The following is a 13,025-nucleotide window of genomic DNA, read 5'->3' as shown; positions in this document are numbered from 1 at the left end:
TTTCAGAACCACGGAGGCGGTGAAGAATTATTAAAGCAAAAAACAATTAAGAGGCAGTTGCTTCATCAGTGCGTTTATCACCCTTGCTATCAATCCAAGTTACAGCAATCTTGTCGCCTTTAGCACCCTTATATTTAAAGTTCAAGAATGGGTCCTTAGAAACTGCTGGACCAAATTGACCATTAAATACATCTTTGCCATTTGCTTTTACATTGATTGTGCTGATAAACCAAGCGGGAATTGTTTTGCCGGAAGCGTCTTTACGCTGACCAGATTCCATATCATGTTTCATCAATATTTTTACGTCCACAGTACCGCCATTTTCAGCAGCTCTTACGCGCATTGGATCAGCCATTTTGTTCCTCTTTTATTCTGTATTTGAATGAATTATTTCTACTTATTCGCTCCGGTATTAACCGCCGCAACCACCAAGCGTTACTTTGACTTCTTTAACGGTCATGTTCCATTTGCCATCAGCTTTTACTAAAGCGTAAACATTGGATGTTTGACCCATCTTGATACGAGTCGTCACGAAGGAATCGGTGCCAGCAGGGATAAAGAATTGAGCCGCCAATGCGCTCGGGTTCTTTTCAACCAAAATGGCCATTTGCTCTGCTTTTAATGTCGTTGTAATGCCGACAGGAACAACTGCACCATTTTCAGCAATATCCGGAGCATTTAAAGTAACGGCGGACGATTTATCTGGGCTACCAGCGCCGAGGATTTTGAAAACATCATCCAGACTCTTGCCTTCAAATGCGGCTTTATTCCACTCTTGTGCTTGCGCTACGCTAATGAGCCCGGTTGAGGCCATCAGACCAAATACTGCTGAGTACTTCAATAGACTGCGACGCTGCTGATTCATAAAAACTCCTTTATTAATCTTACCTACATACATAAGCTATTTTGCTTCAAATTCCGCTTTGAATAGCCAAATTTATATCATTTACCGCCAGATAACACCCAAGATACCAAACTCTTACGATCTTCATCGGACAACTGAGCCTGAGGTGGCATTGGAATCGATCCCCATACCCCAGCGCCGCCCGCTTTAACCTTAGCCATTAATTTTTCTAAAGCACCGCTCTGCCCATCATATTTCTTGGAAATATCTGTAATCGAAGGGCCAACTAGCTTCGCATTTTGCGCGTGGCAAGCAGAGCAATTCTCGTTTTTAAACAATGCTGCCGGCCCTTTTGAGCTTACAGCATGACTATCTGCAGCATGAGCCAGGCCTTCGCCTGAAGCTCCAGGCAACTGCTTGATAGGTGGCTTGGTAGTATCTGCACCACGATAAGGACCATACAAACGGTTTTGCTCTGCTATGTTTTCATGTGCATTACGGGCAAAGTCAGGCAATGTAGATCCGATCTGCACAAATGGAACACAGTTGTGCATACAGTTATTTCCATTGACGTCCGGTTTATCTTTTACATTCCAGAATCCATGTTTGCGAGTCATGCCATTGCGGTTGGGCATTTTGACATCGGCAATATTTTTATCACTCAGAACATAATCATCTGGAACGATTTCACCCAAGCTGAGAATAAAGGCAACGACAGCGTAAGTGTCGTCAGGAGTTAATGACCTTGGCGCATTCCATGGCATGGCGCGATAGATGTAATCCCATAAAGTTGAAACCGTAGGAACCTTCATTAAGGTGGTTCTCTGTGGTTGCTTCATGTCCTTTAGCGATGCTACTCGCCCCGTTTTCACATCATCAGCGCTTGTACCACCAGCGATGGGAGTAAAGATTTCATTGGACTCACCAAAGGTGCCATGACAGCTTGCACACTTAGCTTCCCAAATGACTTGGCCCTTCTCAACGGAGCCAGATCCCTTTGGTAGACCCTTAAAATCTGGACGGACATCAATATCCCATGCGACAACTTCTGCAGGAGTGGCTGTCCTGCCAATACCAGGGTATTTAGCAGAATTTGACTGGGCATAACCCAATTGAACATTAAAGGCGATGAATGCCGCAAAGCCTAGGCGGACACAGAATTTATCCAACTTGAACATTGCTCACCTCGCCATTTGAATCCAATTTCCATGATTGAATTGCATTGTTGTGATAAATCGATCTGGTACCGCGAACATTGCGGAGTGTCTTGATCGAAGGCTGAATGTAGCCCGTATCATCCATCGCTCTTGATTGCATGATGGCTGGTGAACCATCCCAGACCCAATCAATATTGAAGCGAGTAATTGACTTAGTGAGGACAGGTGTTTCTAAACGGGCTGTACGCCAGTTATTTCCACCATCAAACGAAACATCTACACGAGTAATTTTTCCACGGCCAGACCAAGCCATCCCACTTACGTTGTAGAAACCTTTATCTAAAAGTTGCTGTCCACCTGATGGAGTTGTAATCACAGATTTGCACTCTTGGATTGAGGCGTACTGGCGGTGATCGCCATTTGGCATCAATTCAATATAGTGAACCGCTTCATCTTTTGAATTCCAGGGCATGTCACCAACCTCTAGACGACGGAGCCACTTAACCCAGCTAACGCCCTGCACACCAGGAACCACCAGACGCAATGGAAAGCCGTTTTCTGGGCGCAACATTTCACCGTTCATAGACCAAGCAACGATCGTGTCATTCAGACAGCTCTCAAGATTTATTGTGCGCGTCATACCTGATCCATCACCGCCCTCAGCTAGCATGTACTTACCTTTTTTCAGGTCAGCACCACATTCCTCAAGCAATACCTTTAGAGGTACGCCAGTGAACTCACAGCATGACAACATGCCGTGCGTGTATTGAACTGTTGGCACAGCTACGTTGCCCCACTCCAATCCTGTATTTGCACCGCACTCAATAAAGTGTGTACGTGAAACAGAGGGTAGACGCATCAAATCATTCATTGTGAAAACACGTGGGTTTTTCACCAGACCATTGACCATCAAACGATGGGTTTCAGGATTGATGTTGTACCAACCTTGATGATGGCGCTCGAAATGCAATCCGTTTGGGGTAATCGTGCCAAACAAGCCCTGTAGCGGGGTAAAGGCAACTGAAGCTGCTGATACGCGCGTTAAACCTGGGGACTCACGACGAATCAAGTTTGATTCGTAAATAGATGGCACTCCATAAGGCATCGTTGCCACGTTCTTACCAAGCGTGGTTTGCCACTCCTGCTTTTCAAGAATGGCGGGGTCGCCCTCACCTGCAGCGATAGCTAGCGGAGCTACTAGACCAGCTGTAGCGCCACCAAGCGCTGACATGAAGCCTTTGCGTAAAAAGCCACGACGATTTTCATCCAGGCCATTGGCGTTGATGTCGGCAATGAGTTCTTGAGAGATGAAATGTTCAGGAGCCTTAACTAGGCGAGCGCGATTGCTCGGCTTTTCGATAGCACTGACATCCTGCGCGCTAATCTCAATTTGTTTTTTTGTCATGTAATCTCTACTTTGATGAATAGATGCTTAAAAAGTTAATACAAATTCTCAGCAATCTTGGCGCACACTGTTTGGCACATCTCTACAGTTGCGTTATCGCCAATTGAATAAAAAACAGTGGTTCCTTCTTTGCGCCTCAATAAAATTCCCACTTTGTGCAATGCGGCAAGATGACGTGAAACATTCGCCTGACTAGAGCCGCACAATTCAACAACCTCAGAAACAGACTTTTCACCGCTACAAACCGCATACATGATGCGCAGGCGTGATGGCTCAGATAACACATTGAAATATTGAGCAACACGCTCAAATACCTTCTCCATTGCTTGAGGGGAAAGATTCCTAGTAGCTTTTTTTACTTTTGCTTTGCTGTTCACGGGTTTTAATAATATATGCGTATACGTGCATATATTGGACACCGAAGCGGGGGACACTTATATAGTGGGATACCCTAGCCCAAAGGCAATACAATCAAAAAAATGGATATTGATGCAATTCTGCTCTCCCTAAAGCTGGCTTTTTGGACTATGGCTCTCATACTGCCATTTGGTATTTGGGTCGCTCACAGACTCATGAGCTTGAATAAAAGTCGTCCATGGATTGAGGCCGCCTTAGCGCTCCCTCTCGTTTTGCCACCTACCGTATTGGGCTACTATTTTCTAGTGGGCTTTGGGGGCAAGAGTTTTTTGGGCTTTCCATTGGTTTTCTCGTTCTTTGGAATATTAGTCGCCTCTCTAATTGTGAACCTACCATTTGCAATTCAACCTATTCAAAGAGCTTTTGAAGCCATTAACCCAGAGATTCTTGAGGCCGCTCAGGTTAGCGGTCTCAGCAATTGGCAAATATTCCGCTTGATTGAGTTGCCACTAGCTTGGCGAGGCATCACCAGCGCAGCCGTTCTTACCTTCGCGCATACCCTTGGAGAGTTTGGCGTGGTGCTGATGGTTGGCGGTGCCATTCCCGGTGAAACAAAGACGGTCTCAATAGCAATCTACGACAAAGTACAAAGCTTCGATACCGCGGGCGCGGGGATGCTTGCCTTACTTTTGTTAGCCATCTCTTTAATTGCCATTGGCATCTCCTATGGGATTTTTGGCCGCAACCCCTCTCAGCAACATGGAGGTAGAGCTTAATGCTAAAAATAAAACTATCCCAAAGCGTACCAATGCCCATTCAAATTAACCTAGAGTGCAAACCAGGCGAACTGCACGCATTGGTGGGCCCGTCAGGGAGCGGCAAAACCACGGTACTGAGAACGATTGCCGGCCTTCGACAACCCAATTCTGGGAAAATTGAATGCAACTCAGAAACATGGTTTGAAGGTGATGACTCGGGTGGCGCTCATAAATCACTTTCCGCAGCCCAACGCTCTTGTGGCTTCTTGTTCCAACAGTACGCCCTTTTTCCGCACCTCAATGCTCTAGAGAACGTTTGCATCCCTCTGCAAAATTCTGGTCTCAACCCAAATGAACGGAAAAATATTGCCCGTGAGTGGTTGGGTCAAATGGGAATTGGCGAGCTAGCAGAACGTATGCCACATCAATTGTCCGGAGGTCAGCAACAGCGGGTTGCTCTTGCTAGGGCCTTAGCAAGAAAGCCAAAGATCTTATTGCTTGATGAACCCTTCTCCGCAATTGATACACCAACAAGACAAAGCCTTTATAAAACTCTGGCAGAACTACGCAAAGATTTAAATATCCCCATCCTGCTGGTAACGCATGACTTGAGAGAAGCTGATTTGCTGGCTGATCAGATCACCGTCATAGATCAAGGCATTGGTTTGCAGACAGCTGCCCCTCAGACCTTATTTCAGAAACCAAGGAATTCACGGGTTGCTGAATTGGTTGGAATCAGCAATATGTTTCATGGAGTATTTGACGCGGGCAGTCTTACCTGGGACGGTTGCAAACAAATCTTTAGCGTGGCTGACAAAGGCAAGATACCCCCGAAGGCTCGTGTAGCATGGGTTATTCCACAAAGTGGTTTGAGTATCCACAACATCCCATCAAATATTAGTGTTCCTGCGGTTGTTGAAAAAATGAGTAGCCTTGGTCAAATTGCAGCAATTCAATTGCGCCTTGAAGGTAGTCAAAACACCATAGAATGGGAGGCCTCCTCAGCAGAAGTCAGAAGGCTAGGAATGGGGGTCGGCAGCCAAATGCATATTGAATTGGATGGCAAACAAATTCACATCATGCCGCTTCGCCCGATTAATGATCCACGGCGCTTTATCGATCATTAGGAAAGTAGCCGATGCCAGCATTCCTATTACAGCATGAGTAGTATCAAAGACTATTTTCTAGCTACTAGGCCCACCTTTCTAATCATCACTCTTCTTGGGTGCTTGCTTGGTCTATCAATTCCCCATAGCTCTAGCTCTTCATCCTGGTTAATGAGCTTGATTGGAATGATCGTAGCAATTTTCGCTCACGCTGGAGCGAACTTACTGAATGATTATTTCGATCATTTGAACGGAAGTGACGAGTGCAATCACGACCGCATCAGCCCCTTTACCGGCGGAAGTCGATTTATTCAAAATCGCCTCTTAAGCGCAAAGCATATTTATGTTTTTGCCATTTGCCTACTCTCCCTGTCTACTACCTTAGGCTTATATATTTGCTACATGAATGGCTGGGTTTTACTGCCCATCGGTATTTTCGGGATATTGATGGCCTGGGCATACTCTGCAAAACCACTCCAGTTAATGTCAAAAGGAATCTTGGGGGAAATCGCAATTGCAATCGCTTGGTCAATGCTAGTTATCGGATTTGCGACACTTGAAAGATCCCATATGGCTTATGAGGCAATCCCATCAGGGATAGCGTTTGGACTCATGGTTTCTAACATATTACTAGTCAATCAGGTCCCCGATATTCATGCGGATAAATTAGCGGGAAAAATGACTCTTGCCATACGGTGCGGCCTTCAAAATGTCTGGATTTGGTATGTTGGTATTTTTGTCGCCGCTTACGCCTTGCAAATATTGAGTATCTCTAACAACAACATTCCAAGCAAGAGCCTGGCAACCATAGCCGTATTGCCCGCCTTTATTTACTGCGCCTATCTACTTCAAAGACACTATGGTGATAGAGAGAAACTAAAATCAACGTTATTGACTAACCTAATAGCTGTTCATGCTTATGCAATTCTATTTTGCATAAGCATGATTTGAAACAAAATTATGTCTGCGCCTGCTCAAATGCGCGTAGGGCATCTGCTGCATACATGAGCGAAGGTCCACCACCCATATATACGGCCATACCAATGCACTCAATAATTTCCTGCTTACTTGCATTGAGCTTAACCAAGGCCTGAGTATGAAAACCCAAGCATCCATCACATCTTGCCGCAACACCAAGAGCAAGAGCAATCAACTCCTTAGTTTTCTTATCCAACACACCATCTTTAGTGGCAGCAGCAGCTAAGTCCCCAAACCCTTTCATGAGTTCCGGGGCTTCAGCCCTTAACTGCGCCAATGAAGATGAAATATCTTGTGTGATCCGTTTATATTCCTTAGACATTCTGGCTCTCCATTAGAGGTTTATTTGCAGCAACCGCCGCCACCAGATGAATCACTACCGCTTGTGTTCATACCAAGAAGCGGGTAAGCAGGGCAAAATCTAAATAAGCCCGTAGCCAAAGGAACGATTCCAACCCATGCCCAGACTCCTGCTAAGCCAGTAACTGCTAGACCAATTAAAACTAGGCCAACAACAATACGTAACATACGGTCAATACCGCCAACATTGCATTTCATTTAAATACACCTTTTTAGTTAATTACTTCTGTAGTTTTAAAAGAGCACATCCATTGCAGCTAAACCAGTTCAATTGGAAAGGGTGCAATAAAGTTGTCCCCCTCCCCCCCGTATTCAAACGGCTTTACATCGTTAATTCAGCGGCACACCAACCAAAGGACGGCCTTCTAGAGTCCAAAGATATAAGGATCCGTCATAAAGCTTGGTTGCTTTATTGCCAACTAACTCCGACATGACGAACCATCCACCCGCGGCCAAGTGACCGCTATTGCAATAACTGATTGCCGGCATCTTTGGGTTCATGCCATTAGCTAGGAATAAGGCGTTATAAGTATTCTTATCCCAGAAATACAGGGCGCCTTTTGCAGGCTTAGCCAATAATTCAGGGGCCAATTCCTTTGCACCAGCAATATGACCATAAGCACCAACATAATCACGCTTATTTAAGCCAAAGTACTGAGCCGGCTGACGAGCATCAATCAATGTCGATTTACCGGATTTAGATGCCGCAGAAACTTGCTCTGAACTGGCAATCAACTCTTTTCGCTCCCCCTTGCCGACCCACGTTCCACTAGATTTTGTAGAAGCTGCAAGTGAGAAATCACGACCTTCAGATAACCACCCTGCCATACCGCCATCCAATACCGCAAGATTATCTTCACCGTAGACTTTAAATTGCCAGTAGGCACGTAGAGCCTCGTCGATATCCGATATATCCAAACCAACTGGAACTAAAACAATAGGCTTATCTGAATTGATGCCAACTGCTTGAATAATCTTTTCAAAATCAGCCTTCTCTGGGATCAAGTATTTGATCTTTTTGCCATCAATTATTCTGTCGGCACGAACTTTTTTAAAGTCAAGGAGTGTGGAGTCAGGAATATGACCGCCAACTTCAACTAAAAACTTTTTACCTGTTTTTTTATCGACATCAAATTCTGGTGCACGGGTATAGCTAATGACATCACCCCTAACTTCCAGGATTTGAACTTCTGATTGATTAGCGGCAAGCCAATCGGCGCTTACTACTGGCCCAGGTAATGTCACTGCATGTACAAGGCCCAGAAAACCACTGAGGACCAAAGCAAAACCCATTTGAATCTTTTTCATGCCTACTCCTTGATTAATTAACAAGTAACAAATGCTGAGAAAGATGTTCTATTAGATCAATCCCTCCTTCAGTCAATACGTGATGACTTCTTTGATTTAAAGCAAGCTCTAAACTTCCGAGATCCGATTCCAAATGGTGGATCATGTGATCCCTCTGAAGAACCAGCGCTTCCATGTCAATATAAAAAAGCTTTGTTAATGCACTAATCCATCTGGCCATTGGACTCATACGACCTTTTATAGCCATGTCAAATGCGTGCAATTCAACTAACACTGTTTCTGCCTTCACAAGCGTCTCACCAGTAACCCATTGATTAGTAGTAAAAAGTCGGACAGGCAAGCCCGTCTGGTTCAACGAAATCCCAATGAGGTGGTGAAACTCTGTTCCAGTGCGCTTAAAAAGATGAAAGTGCCCATGCTCACCCTCGGGCATTTCATCAACTGAATGGGAGTGGTAATAAAATTCATAGCCACTATCAACATCAACCAAATCATTATTGGGGTAATGTTGCCACTCAACAAACTCCCTCGAGCCACAAAGGGCTACTTCACTTAATGTGAGCCCTTTTTTAGCGTAGTGCGTTTGAATGCTCGCAATTTCCTGCGCAGCCAAACAGAGGGTAGATTGAATCAACATTCTCGGTATTTAATCGGCAGACTTGCGTTTTTTTGGCCCGCAGGGATTAGAAGGGCCACATGGATTGGCTGCCTTTTTCTTTGCGGGACCACAAGGATTGCCAGCATCCTTCTTGGGGCCACAAGGACTCTTTTGCTCAGCACCCGTCGGGTTAGCTGGAGCATCAGCAGAATGCGCAATCGGGGCTGCCGCTAAGCCAGCTAATGCCAAAGCTAATGCAGCTACAGTGGATTTTTTAGACATGTATTTTCCTTTTAAGGTATTAAGTTTCTTGAGAACTAATTGGACCGCGAGATTTTTTCTCCATCCAGGAGCCCAAAACAAAAACTCCTACAGCGGCAGCAACCATAGCAATATCGATTGATAGAGCGGATATGTTGAGAGCCTCTGGCAACGAATCCGAATTTGTGAGTTCACCTAGCGTAGTTAAGAACTCAATGCTTGGATATATTCCAGCGAATATAACTGTTCCAATTAAGAGGCCAACCAAAAAGATCCCAGCATCAAGACGGCCAGACATTAATCCAACAACAGAGGTTCCTGGGCAGTAGCCCCCAATGGCAAAACCTGCACCAACAAATGCACCGCCCAAAGCTGCTGCGCCCAAAAAGGCCGGGGGAACGAATAGACTGCCGGTATCTACCAAACCAAAACGCTCCAACAGCATCAAGCCAACCGCTGCGAAAACAATCGCTGTAAACATCATCTTAAATACGGACCAATCCGTTAAGCGAAATTGCCCAGTTAGCTTATTGGGATTACCAAAGCCAGCTCGCTCAAGTACAAAGCCGAAAGCGCCGCCAAGCATCAATCCCGAAAGAATGGTTCCCATATTATTTTTCCTCTTTCATAAAACGGCTAGTCAATAAGCCAACCGCAAAGAATGTACCTAAAAATGTAAAACCAGCCAAACTCAGCACTGCAACTCCAGATAAGCCCAAACCACTGGTACAGCCTGCAGCAATCCTTGCACCAAACCCCGCCAAGATTCCGCCAAACAGGGCTGTCAATGGCCGCTTAGAGCCACCTAGAAATTTTTTACCATCAAGCTTGAATGCAATTCTGTTGGCCAAGAATGCCGAGATATGCGCTCCAAGTGCTACACCAATCACCTGCCAGGTAATCCAAGCGTCCAATGGCTTGCCCTCCTCTATCATTCCACCTAAATAATCGTTTGCATTAGTTGCAACTGGTGCTAGATACATACCAAACCATGCTGTCAGCCTTGTCGTGAAGCCCGTAGCCCCTAAGCCATGCCCCGTAATAACAAATGTTGCAAGCAACACCACCCCCAAGAGAATCCCAGCTAGAAGCGGGTTCCAGTATGGCGCTGGCAAATCATGATTACTTGATTTTTCCACGTCGTCTCCATTCAATTTACTAATTAATAATATATATATTAATATACTATTTAGGATTCAGGTTTGCAAGCGGCATTACAAAAGAAATTAAGAATATGAGGATCTATTTGATCTACATCATCAAAAGGAAGATCGTTTTGACGGATGGAAATGAGGTTCAGAGGACCCCTATCCTATCGCGGGCTTAGGTCAATAACGGGCATCTTTCGGCTCACCACCATTTGTGAATGGCACCCTTATTGGCCAAGGTGTAAAGTGAAAATTCGTCATGCCAATAGTAAAAAGGAGCCTAGGCTCCTTTTTAAACATCCAATTATTTTTTACCCAACTCTAGAATTCACCTTTTACTGTTGTTAATCCCAAAGCATCCCAATCCAGCATGCCGCCACGGTAGTAGTAAATCTTTGTAGCGGGGAAACCATCGCGAGTCATAGCAGCCATTGCCATAGGACTTTGTGGGCAAACTGGTCCGTTACAGAATGCGTAGACTTTCTTCGCTTTGGAGCAATCCCATTTTGTAGAACCAGCGGCAGGCTTCTTACAGCCCAATTCATCCATGCGCATAGCAACTTCTGTGTATGGGATGCCAACGGATCCTGGGATAGTACCCTTAACGCGATCATCAACAACGCGCATATCTACAACTATTGAACCCTTGTCGTTGAGTGCATTTAAAACATCAATCTCATCAACCGGTACAACTCCTTTTATCGGAATCAAGGGTTGCAGCCAACCCTTATTCTTGGCACATGGAGTCATTACTCGAGTGATTTCTATGGGGCCTTTAGGTGTATTCACTACAAACTTAGTCGATTTATCGATGATTTGAAGCAATTCAGGATTTGCAGGGGCTGCCGACTGGGCAGAAATAAGACCTGAAAACAACACTAGGCCTAACGCTAATAAATTTTTCATAAAACCCCTCTTTTATAGTTTTAAATCATCAATAGCTATTTAATTGCTTATATGCGCATTCATGCATAGTTCGGTAGTGTGACCGCAAGAGCAAACAAACTTAATACCGATAAACCCCTATTGATGCTGGTGCTATCCCCTTTAACATCCTAATAGATAGCAATTGAGCTGTTTCCTTATATAACACTGGAGTTTCAATGAAAAATAGTCGTCGCCAATTTATGATTTTGTCCGCTGCTGGTGCTTGCACCTTGGCTTTGAACGGTAAAGTTCAAGCTCAAGCAATGGTTGCTGAAACAGATCCACAAGCTGCCGCATTAGGTTACAAGGCAGTTGCGATAACAGTTGATAAAGCAAAGTTTGCAAAATATGTAGCTGGTCAAGAGTGCGATAACTGCGCCCTATATCAAGCTAAAGGTTCAGCTACTGCAGGCGGCTGCTCTTTATTCGGTACAAAGCAAGTGGCAGCAAAAGGTTGGTGCTCTGCTTACGCTAAGAAAGCTTAGTGCCTCCTTTGATTTAAATACGTTTGAAATAGACTGCTGCGGCAGTCTTTTTTATTCCAATAACTATTAAATGCTAGCCTGCGAAAATGAGCGGATTTTTTAATATTTTGAATTCATATAGTGAGGCGGCTGAAATTTGAGATAAACCCTTGTTCTGCCATAGGGGGTGGCTAAGGCCCTAATAATGGTTTCGAGCTTCGCATCCATTATCAATCCCATGTCTTTTCGCCGGCCAATAATTAGTACGGCAAAGCCTTTGACTTAAATATACCTAGCAAGTAATTGTGTAAGGTAAAGCGCTCTTGCAGCATACATAAGTCACAGAAAGGAATTTCTAAGCATCCTTTCAACCCCATTACTACCCGCCTTAGATATCTAACTCAAGCCTACCCAACGCTAAATCAAAGCTAAAAGTGGATCCTTGTCCGTCAGAACTCGAAACGATGAGCTTACTGCCCATGAGCCCTAACAATTCATTACTAATATACAAGCCTAAGCCTGTACCACCAAAGTTGCGAGTAATCGAGTTATCTGCCTGAGTAAAGGGCTCTAGTATTTTTGCTTGAGCTTCGGGGGACATACCAATACCCGTATCTTTGACACTAAAGCGCAAGATCATATTGGGGCCTTCCATTCCTCTCAGTCCCACTGTAAGGGTAATGGCACCCTCCATAGTGAACTTAATGGCATTGCCAATTAAGTTACTGAGGACTTGGTTAATACGAAAAGCATCGCCTATAAGCCTGGTTTTTAGATCGATCTTACTTAAGCAGATTAATTCAAAACCTTTGGCTTTGGCGCTTTCTGAGAAAAGATAATGAGCGTTAGATAAGATGTCTATAAGCTGGAAAGGAATTTGATCTAATTCCACCTTACCAGCCTCCAACTTAGAAAAATCAAGGACATCATTGAGAATGGTGAGTAAAGATTTAGCAGAGGACTCAATACCAACGAGGTAGTCATGTACTTCTGGGCTTAAGACGTGATTTAAGGCCAGAGAAGACAGTCCAATAATCCCATTCATGGGAGTGCGGATCTCGTGGGACATATTGGCAATAAATTGGGTTTTTACTTTGAGGGCGGCTTCAGAACCTTCATTGGCAATGACTAATTCATCTACCCGCTTGGCTTTTTCTTGATTGGCGATTAGGAGCTCTGCAGCCCGCTTTTCTTTTTCATCACTCTGGAATAGCAGCTCTTCATTGGCAATGACTAATTCATCTACCCGCTTGGCTTTTTCCTCATTGGCGATTAAGAGCTCTGCAGCACGTTTGGTCTTTTTCTTCATTCGCGATTAAAAGCTCTGCAGCTCGTTTTTCTTTTTCATCACTCT

The 13,025-nt window shown here is 44.6% G+C and carries 18 protein-coding genes; 4 read left to right on the top strand and 14 right to left on the bottom strand.

The window, feature by feature from the left end; all coding sequences use genetic code 11:
• Positions 1-46: 46 nt before the first annotated feature.
• The 5 genes from soxZ to CBI30_RS06645 form a co-directional block, all read right to left on the bottom strand.
• Positions 47-355 (bottom strand): thiosulfate oxidation carrier complex protein SoxZ, encoded by a 309-nt coding sequence (soxZ, locus tag CBI30_RS06665; RefSeq protein ID WP_088527539.1) that lies wholly within the window; start codon positions 353-355, stop codon positions 47-49.
• Between the two features lie 57 nt (positions 356-412).
• Positions 413-865: a thiosulfate oxidation carrier protein SoxY gene (soxY, locus tag CBI30_RS06660; protein ID WP_088527538.1), complete on the bottom strand. Its 453-nt coding sequence runs from the start codon at positions 863-865 to the stop codon at positions 413-415.
• A gap of 77 nt (positions 866-942) precedes the next feature.
• Positions 943-2,022, bottom strand: coding sequence for a c-type cytochrome (locus CBI30_RS06655; protein WP_088527537.1), 1,080 nt, complete (start codon positions 2,020-2,022; stop codon positions 943-945).
• Positions 2,006-3,361, bottom strand: a complete 1,356-nt coding sequence (gene soxC / locus CBI30_RS06650; protein ID WP_088527648.1) for a sulfite dehydrogenase — start codon at positions 3,359-3,361, stop codon at positions 2,006-2,008. Before soxC ends, CBI30_RS06655 begins: the two co-directional genes overlap by 17 nt.
• An 80-nt stretch (positions 3,362-3,441) precedes the next feature.
• Entirely contained in the window at positions 3,442-3,783 is a 342-nt protein-coding gene (locus tag CBI30_RS06645) for an ArsR/SmtB family transcription factor (RefSeq protein ID WP_088527536.1), read from the bottom strand.
• 102 nt (positions 3,784-3,885) lie between these two features.
• Here CBI30_RS06645 and modB point away from each other — a divergent pair, with 102 nt between their 5' ends.
• From modB to CBI30_RS06630, 3 genes are read left to right on the top strand one after another with little or no spacing between them, the layout of a single operon-like run.
• Positions 3,886-4,539 (top strand): molybdate ABC transporter permease subunit, encoded by a 654-nt coding sequence (modB, locus tag CBI30_RS06640; RefSeq protein ID WP_088527535.1) that lies wholly within the window; start codon positions 3,886-3,888, stop codon positions 4,537-4,539.
• Between the two features lie 32 nt (positions 4,540-4,571).
• On the top strand, positions 4,572-5,648 hold the full coding sequence (locus CBI30_RS06635) for an ABC transporter ATP-binding protein (protein WP_240553521.1): 1,077 nt from the start codon (positions 4,572-4,574) through the stop codon (positions 5,646-5,648).
• Positions 5,649-5,681: 33 nt separating this feature from the next.
• Positions 5,682-6,578, top strand: a complete 897-nt coding sequence (locus CBI30_RS06630) for a prenyltransferase (protein ID WP_088527533.1) — start codon at positions 5,682-5,684, stop codon at positions 6,576-6,578.
• Between the two features lie 7 nt (positions 6,579-6,585).
• Here CBI30_RS06630 and CBI30_RS06625 read toward each other — a convergent pair whose 3' ends face one another.
• The 8 genes from CBI30_RS06625 to CBI30_RS06590 all read right to left on the bottom strand — a co-directional run bounded on the left by CBI30_RS06625 (position 6,586) and on the right by CBI30_RS06590 (position 11,186).
• Positions 6,586-6,927: a carboxymuconolactone decarboxylase family protein gene (locus tag CBI30_RS06625; protein ID WP_088527532.1), complete on the bottom strand. Its 342-nt coding sequence runs from the start codon at positions 6,925-6,927 to the stop codon at positions 6,586-6,588.
• 20 nt (positions 6,928-6,947) lie between these two features.
• On the bottom strand, positions 6,948-7,163 hold the full coding sequence (locus CBI30_RS06620) for a YgaP family membrane protein (RefSeq protein WP_088527531.1): 216 nt from the start codon (positions 7,161-7,163) through the stop codon (positions 6,948-6,950).
• A gap of 132 nt (positions 7,164-7,295) precedes the next feature.
• The gene (locus tag CBI30_RS06615) at positions 7,296-8,273 is read right to left on the bottom strand and encodes a sulfurtransferase (RefSeq protein WP_088527530.1); all 978 of its coding nucleotides are present in this window, start codon (positions 8,271-8,273) and stop codon (positions 7,296-7,298) included.
• 13 nt (positions 8,274-8,286) lie between these two features.
• Entirely contained in the window at positions 8,287-8,910 is a 624-nt protein-coding gene (locus CBI30_RS06610; protein ID WP_088527529.1) for a DUF6969 family protein, read from the bottom strand.
• A gap of 9 nt (positions 8,911-8,919) precedes the next feature.
• Complete coding sequence (locus tag CBI30_RS06605; RefSeq protein WP_088527528.1) at positions 8,920-9,153, bottom strand: hypothetical protein; 234 nt, start codon at positions 9,151-9,153, stop codon at positions 8,920-8,922.
• Between the two features lie 19 nt (positions 9,154-9,172).
• Complete coding sequence (locus CBI30_RS06600; protein WP_088527527.1) at positions 9,173-9,742, bottom strand: YeeE/YedE thiosulfate transporter family protein; 570 nt, start codon at positions 9,740-9,742, stop codon at positions 9,173-9,175.
• A 1-nt stretch (position 9,743) separates the two neighbouring features.
• Positions 9,744-10,271 (bottom strand): YeeE/YedE thiosulfate transporter family protein, encoded by a 528-nt coding sequence (locus tag CBI30_RS06595; protein WP_088527526.1) that lies wholly within the window; start codon positions 10,269-10,271, stop codon positions 9,744-9,746.
• Between the two features lie 330 nt (positions 10,272-10,601).
• Complete coding sequence (locus CBI30_RS06590) at positions 10,602-11,186, bottom strand: rhodanese-like domain-containing protein (protein ID WP_088527525.1); 585 nt, start codon at positions 11,184-11,186, stop codon at positions 10,602-10,604.
• 197 nt (positions 11,187-11,383) lie between these two features.
• On the opposite strand from CBI30_RS06590, the gene CBI30_RS06585 reads away from it, so the two are divergent.
• Complete coding sequence (locus CBI30_RS06585) at positions 11,384-11,692, top strand: high-potential iron-sulfur protein (RefSeq protein WP_088527524.1); 309 nt, start codon at positions 11,384-11,386, stop codon at positions 11,690-11,692.
• Between the two features lie 367 nt (positions 11,693-12,059).
• Here CBI30_RS06585 and CBI30_RS06580 read toward each other — a convergent pair whose 3' ends face one another.
• Positions 12,060-12,980 carry an ATP-binding protein gene (locus CBI30_RS06580; protein ID WP_088527523.1) on the bottom strand — a complete coding sequence of 307 codons (921 nt, stop codon included), beginning with the start codon at positions 12,978-12,980 and terminating at the stop codon, positions 12,060-12,062.
• Positions 12,981-13,025: the final 45 nt, after the last annotated feature.

Origin of the sequence: Polynucleobacter aenigmaticus (assembly GCF_002206635.1) — a bacterium.
GTDB classification, from domain to species: Bacteria; Pseudomonadota; Gammaproteobacteria; order Burkholderiales; family Burkholderiaceae; genus Polynucleobacter; species Polynucleobacter aenigmaticus.
This window is presented reverse-complemented; position numbering and strand designations above follow the sequence as displayed.